Source organism: Brenneria goodwinii (assembly GCF_002291445.1).
In the GTDB taxonomy this organism is placed as follows: Bacteria; Pseudomonadota; Gammaproteobacteria; order Enterobacterales; family Enterobacteriaceae; genus Brenneria; species Brenneria goodwinii.
This window is the reverse complement of record NZ_CP014137.1, coordinates 4,723,404-4,742,827: the sequence shown is the minus strand read 5'-3', so window position 1 is coordinate 4,742,827 and position 19,424 is coordinate 4,723,404. Positions and strand designations below refer to the sequence as shown.

The 19,424-nt window shown below is 55.6% G+C and carries 16 protein-coding genes; 11 read left to right on the top strand and 5 right to left on the bottom strand.

Annotated elements, in window-relative coordinates:
* Positions 1-245 precede the first annotated feature (245 nt).
* Entirely contained in the window at positions 246-1,865 is a 1,620-nt protein-coding gene (pckA, locus tag ACN28R_RS21030) for a phosphoenolpyruvate carboxykinase (ATP) (RefSeq protein WP_095835398.1), read from the top strand.
* 48 nt (positions 1,866-1,913) lie between these two features.
* On the opposite strand, the gene envZ is transcribed toward pckA, so the two are convergent.
* The 3 genes from envZ to putA form a co-directional block, all read right to left on the bottom strand.
* Positions 1,914-3,272: a two-component system sensor histidine kinase EnvZ gene (envZ, locus tag ACN28R_RS21025; protein ID WP_048637194.1), complete on the bottom strand. Its 1,359-nt coding sequence runs from the start codon at positions 3,270-3,272 to the stop codon at positions 1,914-1,916.
* Positions 3,269-3,988 carry an osmolarity response regulator transcription factor OmpR gene (gene ompR, locus ACN28R_RS21020; RefSeq protein WP_005969424.1) on the bottom strand — a complete coding sequence of 240 codons (720 nt, stop codon included), beginning with the start codon at positions 3,986-3,988 and terminating at the stop codon, positions 3,269-3,271. Before ompR ends, envZ begins: the two co-directional genes overlap by 4 nt.
* A 381-nt stretch (positions 3,989-4,369) precedes the next feature.
* Entirely contained in the window at positions 4,370-8,143 is a 3,774-nt protein-coding gene (putA, locus tag ACN28R_RS21015; RefSeq protein WP_095835397.1) for a trifunctional transcriptional regulator/proline dehydrogenase/L-glutamate gamma-semialdehyde dehydrogenase, read from the bottom strand.
* Between the two features lie 14 nt (positions 8,144-8,157).
* On the opposite strand from putA, the gene ACN28R_RS21010 reads away from it, so the two are divergent.
* The 3 genes from ACN28R_RS21010 (at position 8,158) to olsF (ending at position 10,886) form a co-directional block, all read left to right on the top strand.
* Positions 8,158-8,313: a hypothetical protein gene (locus ACN28R_RS21010; protein ID WP_156186733.1), complete on the top strand. Its 156-nt coding sequence runs from the start codon at positions 8,158-8,160 to the stop codon at positions 8,311-8,313.
* 164 nt (positions 8,314-8,477) lie between these two features.
* Positions 8,478-8,966 (top strand): transcription elongation factor GreB, encoded by a 489-nt coding sequence (gene greB, locus ACN28R_RS21005; RefSeq protein ID WP_095835396.1) that lies wholly within the window; start codon positions 8,478-8,480, stop codon positions 8,964-8,966.
* A gap of 171 nt (positions 8,967-9,137) precedes the next feature.
* Entirely contained in the window at positions 9,138-10,886 is a 1,749-nt protein-coding gene (olsF, locus tag ACN28R_RS21000) for a bifunctional ornithine lipid synthase OlsF (protein WP_095835395.1), read from the top strand.
* On the opposite strand, the gene ACN28R_RS20995 is transcribed toward olsF, so the two are convergent.
* Positions 10,883-12,058: an aminotransferase class I/II-fold pyridoxal phosphate-dependent enzyme gene (locus tag ACN28R_RS20995; protein ID WP_095835394.1), complete on the bottom strand. Its 1,176-nt coding sequence runs from the start codon at positions 12,056-12,058 to the stop codon at positions 10,883-10,885. The two genes, olsF and ACN28R_RS20995, sit on opposite strands and share 4 nt — an antisense overlap.
* 470 nt (positions 12,059-12,528) lie before the next feature.
* On the opposite strand from ACN28R_RS20995, the gene ACN28R_RS20990 reads away from it, so the two are divergent.
* From ACN28R_RS20990 to poxB, 7 genes are all read left to right on the top strand, one after another.
* Positions 12,529-13,344: a MetQ/NlpA family ABC transporter substrate-binding protein gene (locus tag ACN28R_RS20990; RefSeq protein ID WP_095835393.1), complete on the top strand. Its 816-nt coding sequence runs from the start codon at positions 12,529-12,531 to the stop codon at positions 13,342-13,344.
* 31 nt (positions 13,345-13,375) lie between these two features.
* Positions 13,376-14,395 (top strand): methionine ABC transporter ATP-binding protein, encoded by a 1,020-nt coding sequence (locus ACN28R_RS20985; protein ID WP_095835392.1) that lies wholly within the window; start codon positions 13,376-13,378, stop codon positions 14,393-14,395.
* Positions 14,388-15,047, top strand: a complete 660-nt coding sequence (locus ACN28R_RS20980) for a methionine ABC transporter permease (RefSeq protein WP_048637188.1) — start codon at positions 14,388-14,390, stop codon at positions 15,045-15,047. The genes ACN28R_RS20985 and ACN28R_RS20980 overlap by 8 nt, the downstream gene beginning before the upstream one ends.
* A gap of 83 nt (positions 15,048-15,130) precedes the next feature.
* Positions 15,131-15,586 carry an S-ribosylhomocysteine lyase gene (locus ACN28R_RS20975; protein ID WP_048637187.1) on the top strand — a complete coding sequence of 152 codons (456 nt, stop codon included), beginning with the start codon at positions 15,131-15,133 and terminating at the stop codon, positions 15,584-15,586.
* Between the two features lie 5 nt (positions 15,587-15,591).
* Complete coding sequence (locus ACN28R_RS20970) at positions 15,592-15,774, top strand: SDR family NAD(P)-dependent oxidoreductase (protein WP_236840162.1); 183 nt, start codon at positions 15,592-15,594, stop codon at positions 15,772-15,774.
* On the top strand, positions 15,752-15,958 hold the full coding sequence (locus ACN28R_RS20965; protein ID WP_048637185.1) for an SDR family oxidoreductase: 207 nt from the start codon (positions 15,752-15,754) through the stop codon (positions 15,956-15,958). The genes ACN28R_RS20970 and ACN28R_RS20965 overlap by 23 nt, the downstream gene beginning before the upstream one ends.
* Before the next feature lie 212 nt (positions 15,959-16,170).
* On the top strand, positions 16,171-17,892 hold the full coding sequence (gene poxB, locus ACN28R_RS20960; RefSeq protein ID WP_095835390.1) for a ubiquinone-dependent pyruvate dehydrogenase: 1,722 nt from the start codon (positions 16,171-16,173) through the stop codon (positions 17,890-17,892).
* A 77-nt stretch (positions 17,893-17,969) separates the two neighbouring features.
* Here poxB and ACN28R_RS20955 read toward each other — a convergent pair whose 3' ends face one another.
* Positions 17,970-19,253, bottom strand: coding sequence for a citrate synthase (locus ACN28R_RS20955; protein WP_095835389.1), 1,284 nt, complete (start codon positions 19,251-19,253; stop codon positions 17,970-17,972).
* Between the last annotated feature and the right edge of the window lie 171 nt (positions 19,254-19,424).

The window sequence follows — 19,424 nt, the reverse complement described above, 5'->3', positions numbered from 1 at the left end:
ATATTGAATAAGCAAAGTTCTTAATTAATTTATTTAATTTTATGATTGCCATCGCGATTAAAATAAACTCGCCGTTCTACAATATAATCAGCACAACTATAAGCCCGATAGATTTCAAGCTGCAGTCAGACGGCAACTGAAAGAATCCTCAAATGCTTAACCACCGAAGTAGCTGAGGGGACCAAGGGAAACCAGCATTGTTGCAACTCGAAAGATAAAGGGACTAACAATTGAGGAGTAGCAACATGCAGATCAAAGGTATAACACCAAAGGCTCTTGCGGCTTATGGAATCCAAGATGTCCGCGATATTGCCTACAATCCCAGCTACGATTTACTTTTTAAAGAAGAAATCGACCCAACTCTACAAGGTTATGAACGCGGCACAGAAACCCAGCTGGGTGCGGTAGCCGTCGATACCGGCATTTTTACCGGACGTTCCCCAAAAGATAAATACATCGTTCGCGATGACGTCACCCGCGATAGCGTATGGTGGTCGGATCAGGGGAAAGGGACGAATGACAACCATCCCTTGAGTCAGGAAATCTGGACGCATCTCAAGCAGCTCGTCACCCGTCAACTGTCCAGTAAACGCCTGTTTATCGTTGACGCGTTCTGTGGCGCCAACCCGGACAGCCGGCTGAAAGTCCGATTTATTACTGAAGTCGCCTGGCAGGCGCACTTTGTGAAAAACATGTTTATTCGTCCAAGCGATGAGGAACTACAGGGGTTCGAACCTGATTTCATCGTCATGAACGGCGCCAAGTGCACCAATCCGCAATGGCGGGAACAGGGGTTGAATTCTGAAAACTTCGTCGCCTTCAATCTGACGGAGCGTATTCAACTGATTGGCGGCACCTGGTACGGCGGCGAAATGAAAAAAGGGATGTTCTCCATCATGAACTACCTGCTGCCGCTGAAAGGCATCGCCTCCATGCACTGTTCGGCCAACGTGGGCGAACAAGGCGATGTTGCCGTATTCTTCGGCCTGTCCGGTACGGGCAAAACCACCCTGTCCACCGACCCCAAACGCCAGTTGATTGGTGATGATGAGCACGGTTGGGATGACGACGGCGTTTTCAACTTTGAAGGCGGCTGCTACGCTAAAACCATTAAGCTGTCCAAAGAAGCGGAACCGGACATCTACGGCGCGATCAAGCGCGATGCGCTGCTGGAAAACGTCATGGTGCTGGCTGACGGCAGCGTTGACTTCAATGACGGTTCAAAAACCGAGAATACCCGCGTTTCCTATCCGATCTATCACATCCAGAACATTGTCAAACCCGTCTCCAAGGCCGGACATGCGACAAAAGTCATTTTCCTGACGGCGGATGCTTTTGGCGTATTACCTCCGGTTTCGCGTTTGACATCCGATCAAACGCAGTACCATTTCCTGTCTGGCTTCACCGCCAAACTGGCGGGAACGGAACGCGGCGTGACCGAGCCTACGCCAACGTTTTCCGCTTGCTTCGGCGCCGCCTTCCTGACGCTGCATCCGACGCAATACGCGGAAGTGCTGGTGAAACGGATGAAAGCGGCCGGCGCCCAGGCTTACCTGGTCAATACCGGCTGGAACGGAACCGGGAAACGTATCTCGATCAAGGATACGCGCGGGATTATCGATGCCATTCTGAATGGCAGCATCGATGATGCGGAAATGCAGACGTTGCCGATCTTCGATCTGGCGATCCCCAGGTCATTGCCAGGCGTTGATCCCGAAATCCTCGATCCGCGCGATACTTACGCCGATCAAGCGCAATGGCAGGAGAAAGCGGAGGATTTGGCCCGGCGGTTTATCACTAACTTTGATAAATACACCGATGCGCCCGCAGGAGCAGCCTTAGTTAAGGCGGGACCGAAACTGTAATTTCACGTTAGTCACAATAAAGGCGCGGCTCCCGCGCCTTTTTTTATTCTATGCTTTCGCTGAACTACCGTGTGGATCAGCAAGTTCGGGCAGCAAAGGCAAATAGGCCCGCACGCACAGCCCGCCGCTATCGCTGGTGCCGACATCAAGCACGCCGTTATGGGCATCGACGATTCGCTGCACAATCGCCAGCCCTAAGCCGGTGCCGCTGGTGCTGCGCGCGCTGTCGCCCCGTACAAAAGGCTGGAAAAGATGTTTGAGCTGCGCGGGGTCAATCCCCGGGCCATCATCCTCGACCTGAAACCAGGCGCGCTGCTCTTCCCGTCCGGTGCTGACCTTTATCCATCCGTTACCGTAACGGGTCGCGTTCACCACCAGATTCAGCGCAGCGCGTTTAATCGATAACGGACTGACGCGGACCGGCAGTTCACCATCGCAAAACTCACTGTCTATCTGGCGCTCATAACCGCTTTCGTCGGCCACCACCTCGCCCATAATGGCATTGAGGTCGGCCACTTCCGTCTGCATCTCCTGGCCGGTACGCAAATAGTCGATGAACTGCTCAATAATGGCATTGCACTCTTCAATGTCTTTATTGATCGATTCCGCCAGATAGTCGTCTTTCTTGTTCATCATTTCCGTCGCCAGACGAATACGCGTCAACGGGGTACGCAGATCATGACTGACCCCCGCCATCAGCAGGGTGCGATCGTCAGCCAGCAGCTTCACGCCGGACGCCATCTGATTAAAGGCCCGGGTAACCGAGCGCACCTCCGAGGCGCCGTACTCTCGCAACGGCGGCGGAATAATGCCCTTCCCGACCTGCAAGGCGGCATGTTCCAGCTCAACCAGCGGACGGTTCTGTACCCGGATAAACAGCCACGCGCCGCCAATCACCAATAGCATAATCGCCAACGTGTAACGGAAAAGCGGTGAGAAATCACCCTGATGAATTTCGGTTAACGGCACCCGCACCCAGATATCCGGCGACAGCCAGGTTTTCAACCACACGACCGGGGTATTTTTACTGACTTCAACCCGGACGTCGGTCGGTCCTCCCAATTGTTGCGCCATCTGCTGGCTCAAAAACTTATAATGCTGGGCCCAGCGCAGGCCACTCTCCTCCGCCGCGGCATTGGTATATAACGAAATACCCAACTCACGGTAAATCTCACGCCGAAACGCCGGCGGCACCTCAAGCGTGGAGCCGTCCTCCAATTGCAGACTGTCGGTCATCAGCATTCTTACTTCGTAAGCCAGCACCTTATTAAACTGCTGCAAACTCGGTAGGATGGCGAAATTAAGCACCACCAGATAGGTGGTAACCAGGCTGACAAACAACAGCGTGACAATCAGTAACAGCGTCCGGGCAAATGAGCTGCGCGGAGAAAAGCGCCATCGCCTCATGCTTTACTGCCGTCCGGCACAAAGACGTAACCCAGGCCCCAAACCGTTTGGATATAGCGCGGATGCGCCGGATCTTCTTCCACCATGCGGCGCAAACGAGAAATCTGCACGTCAATGGAGCGCTCCATTGCGCTGTATTCGCGGCCGCGCGCCAGATTCATCAGTTTGTCGCGCGACAGCGGTTCACGCGGATGGCTGACCAGCGCTTTAAGAACGGCGAACTCGCCGCTGGTTAACGGCATCGGTTCGTCATCACGGAACATTTCACGCGTTCCCAGATTCAGTTTGAATTTGCCAAACGCAATAATCGCCTCTTCCTGCGAAGGCGCGCCCGGCAACTCATTGGCCTGACGGCGCAGCACCGCGCGAATGCGGGCCAGCAGCTCGCGTGGGTTAAACGGTTTGGGAATGTAATCATCAGCGCCGATTTCCAGGCCGACGATACGATCAACCTCCTCCCCTTTCGCCGTCACCATGATGATGGGCATGGGATTGCTTTGGCTGCGCAAACGACGGCAAATAGACAGACCGTCTTCACCCGGCAGCATCAGATCCAACACCATCAGGTGAAATGACTCGCGGGTCAATAAACGATCCATCTGTTCAGCATTGGCAACGCTACGTACCTGAAAACCCTGCTCGGTCAGATAACGCTCCAACAGCGCGCGCAAACGCATATCGTCATCTACAACCAGAATTTTATAGTTTTCTTGCATTCTCTTTCTCCAAAGGCGTAATAGCCGCCGATGCCGCTATTGTTCAGAAACATACGAATTACTGACAGCCGTTTCTGGTATACATTCTAGGCAAAATTGTTACAAAGCATATTAAAACACGTGTAATCAACTATTTCCTTGGTTTAATTATAGCGACCTTGCCATAAATCCAATAATTCAGGAAAGCCAATACACAACATATTTGCAACTTGCAAATATAAAGAGCGTGAGCAGCCGCATAGATTGGAAAAACAAGGGGAAAATGGCATTGCCGCACAGGGAAATCAATGCCGGTGGGGTGAATGGAATTATCATCGATACGATGATTTTTTCGGTCGGAAGACCTTGTCGCATCTACCGACCTCGCCGTTTGACGCCGCGTTAGATGGTCATTAAATGGGTATTTCCTCCCGCCGCCGCCGTATTAACGCTCAGGGAACGTTCGAGCAGCAAACGCTCCAGCCGGATATCGGTTTCTCCGCGGGCGAAGCCCTGTACGGAGACGATGGCCCCTTGCCGCTCGGCAACTTGCTGGCAAAGGGCGCGCAGCGCATCCGTATCGCCATGATGGATGACCGCATCCAGGCGTTGCGTCATCAGCGAATCCCGCGGGGCGATGTCCACACACCGTCGGACGGTTTCGGGCAACTGCTGGTATGCCTCAAGATATTGCGGCGCATCCGGCCACAGAACCCGGCAACCGACGCTGGCGATCGCCGCCAACTGCACCAAAAGATCCTGTGGATCCTCCGCCAGGGCCAGCACCCTTTCGCGGGGCAGCAGCCGGTAGGTATTCTCTTCCCCGGTCGGCCCCGGCAGATAACAGAGCGTGGCGCTTGCGCTGTCGGCCCGAAAACGCAGGCAAAGCGTGTGAATATCGGGATGACGTTGCGCCGCCCACGCCGACAGGGCTTCGTGCGCGGCCAGCAAACCGGCGCGATCCGGCAGCGCTTCCGGCTCGGCCGCGGCCGTGTAGCGCAGCCCCCGCCACGGCGCATCGGCGGGCCGTTCCGCCAGCAGGCGGTAAAGATAAAGCGGCCCGCCCGCCTTGGGCCCGGTGCCGGACAATCCCTCGCCGCCGAAAGGCTGTACGCCGACCACCGCGCCCACCATGTTCCGGTTGACATACAAATTGCCCGCTTCAACGCTCTCCGTGACCTGGCGGACGGTGTGGTCGATGCGCGAATGAATGCCGAAAGTCAGCCCATAGCCAAGGTCGTTGATCCGCTCAATCAGCGCGGGGAGCTCACCGCTCTCATAGCGCAGGACATGGAGCACCGGTCCGAACACTTCCCGGTCGAGTTCCCTGATATCATTCAGTTCGATCAGGGCGGGCGTGACAAAATAGCCGTCGCGGGCTTGCGGCTCGCCGTAAGCGGCCTGGTAGACCTTGAGTCCTTTATCCGTCATGCGCCTGATATGCGCATCGATGCCGTCTTTCGCCTCGGCGTCGATCACCGGTCCGATATCGGTGGACAGATGTTCCGGGTTGCCCAGCCGGTATTCGATCATCGCTCCGCGCAGGGCTTCCAGCAGCGTATCGGCGATATCCTGCTGCACGCAAAGCAGCCGCAAGGCGGAACAGCGCTGGCCCGCGCTGTCGAAGGCCGAATTGATGCAATCAATGATGACCTGTTCCGGCAGGGCGGAAGAATCGACAATCATGGCGTTGATCCCGCCCGTTTCGGCGATCAGCGGCACCGGACGGCCGGCGGCGTCGAGCCTGTCGGCAATCTTTCGCTGGATGATCGACGCAACCGCGGTGGAGCCCGTAAACATGACGCCTTTCACGCGCGCGTCGGCAACCAGCGTTTGCCCGACGGTTTCCCCCAGACCGGGCAGCATCTGCAACACATCATGCGGGATCCCGGCCTCAAGCAGCAGCTTCACCGCCAGGCCGGCGACTAACGGCGTCTGTTCCGCCGGTTTGGCGATGACCGTGTTGCCCGCGGCCAGCGCGGCCGCGATCTGCCCGGTGAAAATAGCCAGCGGAAAATTCCAGGGACTGATGCACACCACCGTACCAAGAGGGACATGGGTGGCGTTGTCGAAGGTCGTTTTCACCTGCACCGCGTAATAATTCAGGAAATCGACCGCTTCGCGCACTTCCGCGACGGCGTTATTGAACGTCTTGCCCGCCTCGCGGACAAGCACGCCGATAAGCGGCGCCATGTTCTGTTCCAGCAGCGCCGCCGCGCGCAGGAGTATGTCCGCGCGCCGGGAAGGCGACTCCGCCGCCCAGCGGCCGGCGGCCTTTTCGGCCGCCGCGAGCGACAGCGCGATATCGCCGTCCGCGGCTTCATGCACGTAACCGACGATATCCCTAGGTTCCGCCGGATTGACGACCGCTCTGGGCGCGGCGGGATCGGCCTCGCCGGCGATGATGGGCGCGGCGGCGACCGGCTCACGCGAGCTGTCCGGCAAAACGGCGGACAGTTCGCGCAGACAATCTTCGTTGTACAGGTTCAGCCCGGCTGAATTTTTTCTGCCATCGCCATAGATGTTGCCGGGCAACGGGATCCCGGGATGGGACGAACCGATGCCGTGCTCTGTTACGCCCAGCGCCTCCACCTCCGCCACCGGATCCGCGATCAGGCTCTCGATGGAGATCGCCGGATCGGCGATTTGGTTGACGAAAGAGCTGTTGGAACCGTTTTCGAGCAAGCGCCGCACCAGGTAGGGCAGCAGCGTTTCGTGCGTTCCCACCGGAGCATAGATGCGGCAGGGGCGATCCAGTTTATCTTTCCCGACAACGTGCTGATAAAGAGGAACCCCCATGCCATGCAGACACTGGAATTCATACTGATCCGCGACGTAGCGGGAGCCGGCCAGGTGATATACGGCGGCCAGCGTGCGGGCGTTGTGCGTGGCGAACTGCGGATAAATATATTCGGGTTCGGCGAGTAGCGCTCTGGCGCAGGCCAGGTAGGAGATATCGGTGTAGACCTTGCGGGTGAAAACGGGATAGTCGCTATGACCGGCTATCTGGGCGCGTTTTATTTCGCTGTCCCAATACGCGCCCTTCACCAGGCGCACGCGCAGCCGGCGTTGATGCTTCTTGGCGAGATCCGTCAGATAGTCGATGACATAGGAACAGCGTTTCTGATACGCCTGCACCACGAAACCGATGCCGTTCCACGACGCCAGTTCGGGCTCGCCGCACAGTCTGGCCAGCAAATCCAGCGAAATATCCAGGCGCTCCGTTTCTTCGGCGTCGATCGTGATGGCGACATCATAGGAATGCGCCAGCAGCACCAGAGATTTCAGCGCCGGATAGACCTCATTCAGCACCCGATCATATTGATGAAGGCTATAGCGCGGGTGCAGCGCCGACAGCTTGAGCGAAAACTCCGCCCCCGCATAGATGCCCTTTCCCTTGGCATGACGCCCGATGGCGTGCAGGGCGCTCTGGCATCTTGCGATGTAATTTTCCGCATCGCCGCCGGTCAACGCCGCCTCGCCCAGCATATCGTAGGTATAGGTGAATCCCTGCGCTTCTATTTTTTCCGCCTGCTCCAGCGCCTGCGTGATCTTTTCGCCGGTGACGAAATGTTCGCTCATAATATGCATCGCGACGGTCATCGCCTTTCTGATCAACGGCGCCGAACCGGTTTTTATGATTTTTTTCATGCCATATGCGACCTTACCCCGATCGCCGGGCCGCACCAGCGACCCGGTAATCAACAACCCCCAGGTCGCCGCGTTGACCAGCAGCGATCGGCTGCCGCCAAGGTGCCGTTTCCAGTCGCGCCCGACGAGCTTATCGCGGATCAACAGGTCGCGCGTATCGGCATCCGGTATGCGCAATAGCGCTTCGGCCAGGCACATCAGCGCGATGCCTTCCTGTGACGATAGCGAATATTCCTGCAACAGATTCTGCACCAGCGAGGCGCGATCTGCGGATCCCTTATTTCCCCGCAACGCGGATGACAGCGAATAGGCCAGATCGTGCACGCCCTTATTCACCTCGTCCGGCACCCTGGCCCTCGCCAACAGCTTGGGAACCAGCTCCGGCTCGGGTAACGCCCAGGCATGGGCGATCGCCATTCTCTTCTCACTCCATTCCCCCGTTTCCGGCATCAGCCCGTGAAAAGGCCGATAGGATGATGGTGAAATGTGTTCATTTACGGGTGTTTCTTCTCTATTAGCCGTCATGACAATGTCTCCCTATGAGATACCCAATAAATTGCGAAGCGCCGGACGTTTCCTCTTCTTCCGCGTTACAGCCCCACTTCCGGCAGGGCGGGACGCCGCGCCAGCGCCTGCCGCATGATCGTTTCCACCTGCTGCCGTTCCTGTTCCGGCAAGGGCAGGCGCGGCGATAATCGTTATACGAGCGCTCGCCGGACGGCGGCGTTGTCATCGGATCTCGGGCCGAAAAGGCTGTTTCACCGTTACCGGCGTCCTCGACCTGAAACCAGGCGCACCGCATCAGCAAGACTTGATATAATGCTAGTCAATTTCCCCGATAGCATGAGATTGAAAACGAGTGAAAACGAACCTGATCACCCGGGAGGGATACAACAAGCTCAAAGCGGAACATGACCATCTCTGGAACGTGAAACGTCCGGAGATAACCAAAATTGTGTCGTGGGCGGCCAGTCTGGGGGATCGCTCGGAAAACGCCGATTACACTTACAACAAACGTTTACTGCGCCAGATTGACCGGCGAGTGCGCTACTTGAGAAAGTGCCTGACCGAGTTGCAGATCGTCGATTACGCCCCTCAGCAGGAGGGAAAAGTCTTCTTTGGCGCCTGGGTCGAAATTGAAAATGAGGAAGGTCAGGTAAAACGCTTTCGCATCGTCGGCCCGGATGAGATCTATGGCGAATCAAAAGACTACATCTCTATTGATTCGCCGATGGCGCGCGCGTTGCTGAAAAAAGAGGTCGATGAGGAGTTCACCGTCAACACGCCGGACGGCGCCAGGCGGTGGTTGGTCAATTCTATCGTCTATACCCGATACGAAGGGGAATAAGCAGCCGGTTTAGACATGGCGCTGCGCTGACGTCGCCCATTTTATCATTCCACTCGCCAAAATTTACCTTTTGATACCGAGTGGAACAATTTGGATATTATTTCTACACTGACATAAATGTGTCACCTCCATCCCTTACTTTTGGCAACGGTGGGCAACGGAGAACTCTTTATGTTTAGCTTAGATGCCATTCTTCAAGACATTGCACCTGATCGCCACACGCCTTCCTGGCAACGGACCTTATTACGGGCTCTGTTATTCGAGAACCAAATCCAGCAATTTTCGCAACGCTACCCTTATCTGAAAGGGTTGGATCTGGTTGAGCAGATCCTCGATCACTTTCACTTCAACTGTGAGATGGTCGAGGGTGATTTAGAAAATATTCCCAGTCAGGGCCCCGTGGTGCTGGTGGCGAATCACCCGATCGGCTCGCTCGACGGCCTGGCGCTAGTCAGAGCGGTCGCCAGCGTCAGGCCCGATGTGCGTATCGTCGCCAGCCAGCTGCTTTCCTACGTCGAACCGCTAAAGAACCTGTTCTTTGCCGTTGATAACTTCAATAACCGCACCAAACGCCAGCAGATTACCGCGATACAACAGCATCTGGATAGCGACGGCGCCATTATCGTCTTCCCGGCCGGCGAGGTTTCCCGAATCAGCCTGCAAGGGATCCGCGACGGCCACTGGCACAGCGGTTTTATCCGTATGGCCGGGAAAGCCCGCGCGCCGATAGTTCCCATACATATCAGCGGACGCAACAGCGCCTTGTTTTATCTTTCCTCCCTTATTTACCGTCCGCTATCGACGCTGCTGTTGGTCAGGGAAATGTTTCATCAGCAAGGACATAAACTCAAAATCCGCATCGGCGCGCGTATTCCCTATGCCAGTTGGAGCCAGGGCAATCAGCAGACCAACGATCTGGCGGCCCGCTTCCGTCGCCATGTTTACCGGTTGGGACAGGGGAAATCCGGCTGTTTCGTCAGTGAGAAACCGATCGCGCTGGCTGAAGATCGCGTTCTGTTAAAGCGCGCGCTGGCCGATTGCGAAACTCTGGGAACCACTCCCGACGGTAAAAATGTGTATCTGTACCGCCGCGGAACGGAAGATTATTCGCCGCTGCTGCGCGAGCTGGGGCGGCTGCGGGAAATCGCCTTTCGCGCCGTAGGCGAAGGATCGGGCCAACGGCGCGATCTGGATAGCTACGATGACGACTACCTGCATCTTATTCTGTGGGATGAGAGCGAACTGGAAATCGTCGGCGCCTATCGTTTTATTCCTACGGCCCGGCAAATCGCCGAAAAAGGGAAGAATGGCCTGTACAGCCACAGCCTGTTCCATTACGGCGAAGAGATGAACCCGATACTGGCGTCTGGCATCGAACTTGGGCGCAGTTTCATCCAACCCAAATATTGGGGTAAGCGCGGGCTGGATTATCTCTGGCTGGGTATCGGCGCGTATCTGGCCCGTTATCCACAGTACCGCTATCTGTTTGGGCCGGTGTCCCTGTCCGGCACATTGCCGCCGACCGCGCGGGATTTACTGATTGCGTTTTACCGGCTGCATTTCGCCCCCAGCCAGCCGTTGGCTCACTCCCGACGCCCGTATCCCGCTTCGCTGCCCGATGTACTGCAACAGTTTGAAGGCACCGATTACCAGCAGGATTTAACCCGCCTGAAAAGTATGCTCAGCAATATGGGATGCGGCATCCCCACGCTTTACAAGCAATATTCGGAACTCTGTGAACACAACGGTGAACATGGCGGCGTACAGTTCGTTGATTTCGGCATCGATCCGGACTTCAACAATTGCATCGACGGGCTGGTATTAGTCGACCTTCAGCAGTTGAAACCCTCCCGCTATCAGCGTTACATCGCGCCGTTTATTCAAGCCAATGACGAGGCCGATACCGCGGAGAAAGATTAAAACAGAGCAAGCTGACCGAACCTCGCCACGGCTTCGGTTAACCGTTCCTGATGACTGGTGAGGCTCAGCCGGATAAATCCCCGACCGGCGGGGCCAAACCCTTCGCCAGGCGCCACCAGCACCTGCGCCCGCTCCAGCAGCAGATTAGCAAACGTCAGCGAATCATAGCCGTCAGGCACCGGCAGCCAGACAAAGAACGTGCCCTGCGCCGCAGGCGTCGGCCAGCCAATTCGTTGTAAATGCCCGGTCAGTACCCGACGGCGCTGATGGTAAACCGCGCTTATCTCGTCAATTTGTTCTCTTGGCAGCGCCAATGCCGTTTCCGCCGCATCCTGGATCGCGCCGAAAATCGTACTGTAACTATTGGTGTGCAGCTTATTAAACGCCTGAATAATCGACGCATTCCCCACCGCGAAACCCAAACGCCAACCCGCCATGTTAAAGGTTTTTGATAACGTGTATGTCTCCACCGCATACTCTTTCGCGCCCGGTATCTGCAACAGGCTTAACGGCCGCTCGCCTGGCTCTCGGCCAAGCTCGGCATAGGCAAAATCATGCAGAACGGCAAGCTGATGACGGCGGGCGAATGTCAGCGTCTGCTCGAAAAACGGCCGTGAAGCCACGGCGCCCGTCGGGTTATTCGGGTAGTTAAGCAGCAATAACGCCGCCTGACGGGCAATATCCTCTGGAACCTGACGATAATCCGGCAGGAACCCGCGCCGCTCATCGACCGCGATAGTATAAAGCCGGGCCTGCGCCAGAGTTGCGGCCGAGCGGTACATCGGATAACAAGGGTCGGTGGTTATAATGGTTTCACCGGGGTTCACTATCGCCTGCGGGATCCCGGTGATGCCGATATGCGATCCCTGAAACAGGCACACCTCCGTATCGGGATCCAGTTCGACGCCGTATTCACGCAGGTAAAAATTCGCTACCGCCAAACGGGTGCTGCGTTTGCCGAGAAAAGGCGGGTAGGCATGATTGACCGGTTCGCCGATGGCCGCGTGCAGCCGTTCGCTCACTTCCGCGGGCGGCAATCCATCCGGGCTGCCTTTGGACAGATCGATCAACGGCCGCGCCTCACTCGCCATCGCACGAGCCTGATTCTCTAACTGGCTGAATAAATTTTCCGTCAGTTGACTGACACGTCGGGCGGGTACGAACCGAGGCATGAATTATCCTTCGCAGATTCATAATGAATATCGGTACTATGCAACTGATAATGTCGAAAAAGAATCGCCTCAATTATAAATAAAAACCATATAACATGATAAATGATTATATTCATCTCTACGCGAGCAAGATTTTATTAACACAAATGACTATCACAGCATAATTATTAATGCGCCATTCGTCGTTCACATTAGCAAAAAAGCAGATAAGCAAACATCAAATTCATTGTTTGCAATTAAATTCCAGCATGTTTGAATCACCGAAACAGTCATTATCAGGCTAATCATCACCGCCGATAAAATAATTTCTTATTGTTTTACAACCTAAATAATTCGAGTTGCGAGACAACACGTTGTCGTTTCGAACGCCGCTTGCGACAGCGCCAAAGAGGCAAGACTCAGGGATGGCCGAGTAATAAAACCAACGCACTTGCAGCTTGATGTATGACGGATAGACAAGGACATTAAAAATGAGATGGCGCATTCCCACATTATTTTTTTCTGCCGTAGCGTTAATCAGTACATTTGCCGCCCAAGGGGCGGAGGACGACGGAAAAACGCTGAAGCTGGGCTTCAACCCCGGCCCTTATAAAGAGCAGTTTGCCGAGGGGGTGGCGCCTTATTTGCAACAGAAAGGATATAAAATCGAATACCTGGATTTCAGCGATGGCATCCAGGTCAATCATGCGGTCAATACGGGCGATATCGACGCCAATATCATGCAGCACCCGGTCTATCTGGCATCGGTCAACGAGCGGCTGGGGATTAATAATGTCGGCATCGTCCAGGTGCCTACGCCGCCGATGGGGCTCTATTCCCAGAAACATCAGCAGGCGGGTAAACCGGCGTCCGGCACCGTTATTTCGGTTCCCAACCAGCCGTCCAATGAATATCGGGCGGCGCTGTTGCTACAGGATTTAGGCTGGATAAAAATTGCGGATAATGCCGAACCGGCCACTTTTTCACAGAAAAATATCACTGAAAACCCCTATAAAATCGTCTTGAAAGAAATGGATAACGCCCAACAGGTGCGGGCATTGCCCGATGTTGATTATGGCGCGATTCAAGGAAACTTCGCGGTATCAAGCGGAATCAAACTTAACTCCGCGCTGAAGCTCGAAAATCCACAGCAGGGTTTTATTAATGTGGTGACTGTCGCAGAAAAAAATAAAGACGCGCCGTTCGCCAAAGATATTATTGCCGGTTATCACTCCGCGGAATTCAAACAATATATTCAAACGCATCAACAGTATGAAGGTTACTTATTGCCTGACTATTTGAAATAACATCCGTAGCAGAAGTCTATGAGTAAAAATAATGATTGAGCTGAAAAATGTGAGTAAAATCTTTCAGCGTAAAGGTATCGCCGTTGACGCGTTACAGGATATTCATTTACGCATAGAGAAAGGCGATATATTTGGCATTATCGGCTATAGCGGCGCGGGGAAAAGCACCTTGCTGCGCATGATCAATGCGTTGGAAACGCCGACGACGGGCGAGGTTAGCATCAACGGCGTGTCATTGAACACCCTGCGCCAGCGTCAATTAAGCGCCCTGAAAAGGGATATCGGCATGATCTTTCAGCATTTTAGTTTACTGAGATCAAAAACCGTATATCAGAACGTGGCGATGCCGCTGGTGCTGGCAGGTAAGAGTAAGGCATATATCCGCCAGCGGGTTGCCGAACTGCTGGATTATGTCGGTCTGGGCGATCGCGCCCGCAGCTATCCGAATGAGCTATCCGGCGGTCAGAAACAGCGCGTCGGCATTGCCCGCGCGCTGGCGATGAACCCGTCCATCCTGTTATGTGATGAAGCGACTTCCGCGCTCGATCCGCAGACGACCGCCCAGATACTGCTGCTATTAAAACGCATTAACCGCGAATACAACATTACGGTGGTGCTGATCACCCATGAAATGTCGGTCATCCAAAAGATCTGCAATAAAGTGGCGGTCATGGAAAAAGGCCGGGTGATTGAGCAAGGCGCGGTGATTGACGTATTCGGCCGCCCCGCCCACCCCGCCACGGTCAATTTTGTGCGCACGGTCATTCAGGATCGCCTGCCCGACAGCCTGGCGCAAACCCTGCATGAAGAAAGCGGCAGACTGCTGCGTCTTGAGTTTGTCGGGCTATCGGCCGGCCAGCCGGTGATCTGTAACGCGATCAAAAAGTACGCGGTGGAGATCACCATCCTGTTTGCCAGCATGTCCGAAGTTCAGGACACCACCCTCGGCTTCATGATGGTGCTGTTAAACGGCGACGACGCGCAGATCGCGCAGGCCATGGCTTATCTGGCCGCCGCCGGCGTGATTATTCAGGAGCAGAGTCATGTTTGAAACCGCGATAACCGCCGATCAATTCCTCCTGGCCCTACACGATACGCTGATCATGGTTAGCGTCTCTCTGGCGCTCGGCTCGCTGTTCGGCGTCCCGCTCGGCATTCTGCTGGTGGTCACCCGTCCCGGCGGTCTGCTGCAAAGCCCGCTGCTGTACAGCGTATTGAACCCGTTGGTGAACATCATTCGTTCGCTGCCGTTCATTATCCTGTTGATCACCATCCTGCCGTTAACCCGGCTGATTGTGAACACCACGATAGGCACGCCGGGGGCCATCGTGCCGCTGATTATCTTTATCGCCCCGTATATCTCCCGCCTGGTGGAAAACTCGCTGCTGGAGGTCGATGAAGGCATCATCGAAGCGGCCAAAGCGATGGGCGCCACGCCATTACAGACCATTTGGCACTTCATGCTGCCGGAGGCGCTGTCGTCGCTGATTTTAGCGCTGACCACCGCGACCATCGGCCTGATTGGCGCGACGGCGATGGCCGGCACCGTGGGCGGCGGCGGAATTGGCGATCTGGCGATCACCTACGGCTATCAGCGCTTCGATACCTTTGCCACCGTCACCACCGCGCTGGTGCTGATCGCGCTGGTGCAACTGCTGCAATCATTGGGAAACCATATTGCCCGCCGGATTCGCCGTGAATAGCCGACGGACCGAACGTTAACCGGCATCGGTTTCCTTCACGAAAAGCCCGATGCCGCCTATTTCCATTAACTGGGACTATCATCATGGCTGAAGTAGAAAGTTTTAAGTTGGACCACACCAAAGTCAAAGCGCCCTATGTGCGCCTGGCCGGCACGGAAACCAACGATCGCGGCAGCATCGTGCAAAAATATGATCTGCGCCTGCTGCAACCGAACCAGAACGCCTTACCGACCGCGGCGCTGCATACGCTGGAACATCTGCTGGCAACCTGGCTGCGCGATGAGCTGCCGGGAATTATCGATGTCTCTCCGATGGGGTGCCGCACCGGTTTTTACCTGATTCTATGGAACGAGCGCCATCCTAGCGACGTCGCCGCCGCGCTGACCCGCGTGCTGGAAAAGGTGCTGACCGCCGATAGCGTTCCCGCCGTTTCGCCGCTGGAATGCGGTAACTACCGCGACCACTCGCTGTTTTCCGCCAAAGAGTACGCCAGAGTGGTGCTTGAAGCCGGCATCAGCGACGATCCGTTCCGGACCTGACCGCCATGTTGCAGCTGGATTTCAGCGGTAAAACCGCCATTGTCACCGGCGGTCTGCAGGGTATCGGCCTGGCGATTAGCGATACGTTCCTGCGGGCCGGCGCGCGCGTCGTTATCGGTGATATCGGCTGTGCGCCCGGCCAGCAGCGCCAGGGATCGAACCGCCTTGAAATGGCGCGAACGCATTGAAGGCGCAACATTAAGAGGGCTAACGGCCGAAGATATTCTGGCGGAAGATTGCGCGCAAATTCCCCTCGGCCGCACGGCGCAGCCACAGGATGTGGCGAATGTGGTGGCCTTTCTCGCCAGCCCGCTCTCCTCATATATGACCGGACAGGCGCTGAACGTCACCGGCGGCATGACCATGCACTGACCGCGCGGTATCCCGTCGTATTCCCCTTATCTGAATTATTTCTCCAGTCTGGAAACGCCATCACGGCGGATAATAAGACGCCATAACAACATCGGTTCACAAATTTTACCGCGCGTTTACCCGTCTCATTTAGCGTAATGCGTGTATGCTTTTTTCAGTGTAGTGATTCGCAATCGGGAAAATGGTCATTCATCTGAAAGGAGCGAAAGAGTATGAAACAATCCGTTGCCGCTTTAGTAGCCAAAACGTTGGAAAGCGCCGGCGTAAAACGCATTTGGGGCGTAACCGGGGATTCACTGAATGGGTTGAGCGATAGTCTGAATCGTATGGGCACCATCGAATGGATGCCGACACGTCATGAAGAGGTGGCCGCATTCGCCGCCGGCGCCGAAGCGCAGATTAGCGGCGAATTGGCGGTTTGCGCCGGTTCATGCGGCCCCGGCAACCTGCATTTGATTAACGGTCTGTTTGATTGTCACCGCAACCACGTGCCGGTCCTTGCTATCGCGGCGCATATTCCTTCCAGTGAAATCGGCAGCAACTATTTCCAGGAAACCCACCCGCAGGAGCTATTTCGTGAATGCAGCCACTACTGCGAGCTGGTTTCCAATCCTGAGCAGCTGCCGCAGGTGTTGGGCATCGCGATGCGCAAAGCGATCCTCAATCGCGGCGTTTCCGTCGTGGTATTGCCGGGCGATGTGGCGCTAAAACCCGCGCCGGAAGAGGCGACATCAGACTGGTATCCGCCGCAGCTCCCCATCGTCCAGCCAAACGAAAGCGAAATGGGCAAACTGGCCGACCTGTTGAACGAGGCCAAAAATATCACGCTGATGTGCGGTAGCGGCTGTGCCGGCGCGCATGATGAAGTAGTGCAATTGGCCGCCGCGCTGAAGGCGCCGGTGGTACACGCGCTGCGCGGCAAAGAACATATCGAATATGACAACCCGTACAGCGTCGGCATGACCGGTCTGATCGGCTTCTCATCCGGCTACCATGCGATGATGAGCGCCGATACGCTGGTGCTGCTGGGCACGCAATTCCCTTACCGCGCGTTCTACCCCGCCGACGCCACCATCATTCAAATCGATATCAATCCCGGCAGCCTCGGTTCGCACTGCCATGTCGACATGGCGCTGATTGGCGATATTAAATCCACGCTGACCGCGCTGCTGCCGCGCTTAACGGTGAAAACCAAGCGCGATTTTCTCGACAAAGCGTTGGAACACTACACCGATGCGCGTAAAGAGCTCGACGCTCTGGCAACGGCCAATGATAAGCAGGCAATCCACCCGCAGTATCTGGCGCAGCAGATCAGCCACTATGCCAGTGAGGACGCCATCTTCACCTGTGACGTGGGTACGCCGACCGTATGGGCCGCACGCTATCTGAAAATGAACGGCCAACGCCGCCTGATCGGCTCATTCAGCCACGGCTCGATGGCCAATGCGATGCCGCAGGCGCTGGGCGCGCAAGCGATCGATCGTCAACGCCAGGTCATTTCGATGAGCGGCGACGGCGGGTTCAGTATGCTGATGGGCGATTTTCTGTCTATCGCCCAGCTCAAGCTGCCGGTAAAAATCGTCGTCTTTAATAATAGCGTGCTGGGATTCGTCGCCATGGAAATGAAAGCCGGCGGTTACCTGACGGACGGCACCGAATTGGAAAATCCCAACTTTGCCGCTATTGCCAGCGCCTGCGGCGTCAAGGGCATTCGCGTGGAGAAAGCCTCTGAGCTAAACGCCGCGCTGGAAGAGGCGTTTGCCTACGACGGCCCGGTTTTGCTCGACGTCATCACCGCCACCTCGGAGCTGGCGATGCCGCCGCAAATCAAACTGGATCAGGCAAAAGGCTTTAGTCTTTACATGCTGCGCGCCATTATCAACGGACGCGGCGATGAAGTGATTGAGTTGGCAAAAACCAACTGGCTGCGTTAACGCCGTAGCGGCGCCGCTCGGCGGCGCCCGGTACAGCGCATAACTCAACGAGTCAGGACATCAATTACGCGCCTGCGTTATTTATCCAACCGGGAAACATAATCGCGGCGCGGCTGGCCGGTATAAATCTGAGTCGGGCGATAAATTTTTAGCTCTTGATCATGCATTTCATTCCAGTGGGCGATCCATCCCACCGTACGGCCAACGGCGGAAATCACGGTAAACATGGATGACGGCAGCCCCATCGCTTTGAGAATGACCGCGGTGTAAAAATCGGCGCTGGGATACAGTTTATTTTCCAGGAAGTAAGGATCGGTGATGGCGATATGTTCCAGTTCGATAGCAACCTGCAGCAGGCTGTCTTCCATCCCCAGTTCACTGAGTACGTCATAACAGGTTTTACGCAGAATGGCGGCGCGCGGATCAAAATGGTGATAGACAGAGTTGCCGAATCCCATCAGCCGCAGCGAATTGCGCCGATCTTTTGCCTGGCGCACAAATTCGGGAATACGATCCACCGTTTTGATCTCTTCCAGCATGCGCATACAGGCTTCGTTCGCGCCGCCATGCAACGGCCCCCACATTGAGGCCAGCCCCGCGGCGATGCAGGCGAACGGATTGGCGCCGGATGAGCCGGAAGCGCGGACCGCCATGGTGGACGGACACTGGCCGTGGTCGGCATGCAAAATCAGGATTTGGTTCATCGCGCTTTCCAGCACCGGATTCACTTCATATTTTTCCGCCGGAATGGAAAACAGCATATGCAGGAAATTGCCGGTATAGGAAAGCGAATTGCGCGGATAAACGGCAGGCTGTTCGACAGAGTATTTGTAGCTCATCGCCGCCAGCGTCGGCATTTTCGACAGCAGCCGGACCGCCGCCAGCTCACGGTGTTCCGCGTTATCAATATCCAGCACATCATGGTAGAACGAGGCCAAAGCCCCAACGACCCCGCACATCAGCGCCATCGGATGGGCATCGCGGCGAAAACCGCTGAACATCCGGCTAATCTGCTCGTGGACCAGGGTATGGCGGGTAATGGTATTGGCGAATTTGGCGTACTCTTCCTGCGAAGGCGCGTTGCCATACAGAAGGATAAAACAGACTTCGGTGAAATCACATTTATCCGCCAGTTGTTCGACAGGAAAGCCTCGGTGCAGCAACACGCTGTTGGCCGCGTCAATGTAGGTAATGGCCGATTCACACCCGGCCGTATTGGCAAATCCGGGATCGTAGCTGCATAACCCTTGTTCGCCTAACGGACGGATATCCACGCCATTTTTCCCCATCACCCCCGAACGAATATCCAGCGTGACATCTTCCTGCCCGTCTATTATCAGGGTGGACTTTCTTACTGTCATTGCTATCTCTCCTGACCGAATAAGTCATCGTGGTTGTTATCTTTCGCCAGGGGCGGCAACCGTCATACCCTGTCGTTGAACAACTCTACTGTTTATTTAATACGCTAAAAAGGATGCGTGGTTATAATAATCTTACGTAATATTGATTCAGATATACCCGTCATCTTTCAA

Bases quoted from the DNA above. Each gene is read 5' to 3' on its own strand.
- pckA (WP_095835398.1), top strand. From the start codon at position 246: ATGCAGATCAAAGGTATAACACCAAAGGCTCTTGCGGCTTATGGAATC.
- envZ (WP_048637194.1), bottom strand. From the start codon at position 3,272: ATGAGGCGATGGCGCTTTTCTCCGCGCAGCTCATTTGCCCGGACGCTG.
- ompR (WP_005969424.1), bottom strand. From the start codon at position 3,988: ATGCAAGAAAACTATAAAATTCTGGTTGTAGATGACGATATGCGTTTG.
- putA (WP_095835397.1), bottom strand. From the start codon at position 8,143: ATGACGGCTAATAGAGAAGAAACACCCGTAAATGAACACATTTCACCA.
- ACN28R_RS21010 (WP_156186733.1), top strand. From the start codon at position 8,158: ATGAGATACCCAATAAATTGCGAAGCGCCGGACGTTTCCTCTTCTTCC.
- olsF (WP_095835395.1), top strand. From the start codon at position 9,138: ATGTTTAGCTTAGATGCCATTCTTCAAGACATTGCACCTGATCGCCAC.
- ACN28R_RS20995 (WP_095835394.1), bottom strand. From the start codon at position 12,058: ATGCCTCGGTTCGTACCCGCCCGACGTGTCAGTCAACTGACGGAAAAT.
- ACN28R_RS20990 (WP_095835393.1), top strand. From the start codon at position 12,529: ATGAGATGGCGCATTCCCACATTATTTTTTTCTGCCGTAGCGTTAATC.
- ACN28R_RS20985 (WP_095835392.1), top strand. From the start codon at position 13,376: ATGATTGAGCTGAAAAATGTGAGTAAAATCTTTCAGCGTAAAGGTATC.
- ACN28R_RS20980 (WP_048637188.1), top strand. From the start codon at position 14,388: ATGTTTGAAACCGCGATAACCGCCGATCAATTCCTCCTGGCCCTACAC.
- ACN28R_RS20975 (WP_048637187.1), top strand. From the start codon at position 15,131: ATGGCTGAAGTAGAAAGTTTTAAGTTGGACCACACCAAAGTCAAAGCG.
- ACN28R_RS20970 (WP_236840162.1), top strand. From the start codon at position 15,592: ATGTTGCAGCTGGATTTCAGCGGTAAAACCGCCATTGTCACCGGCGGT.
- poxB (WP_095835390.1), top strand. From the start codon at position 16,171: ATGAAACAATCCGTTGCCGCTTTAGTAGCCAAAACGTTGGAAAGCGCC.
- ACN28R_RS20955 (WP_095835389.1), bottom strand. From the start codon at position 19,253: ATGACAGTAAGAAAGTCCACCCTGATAATAGACGGGCAGGAAGATGTC.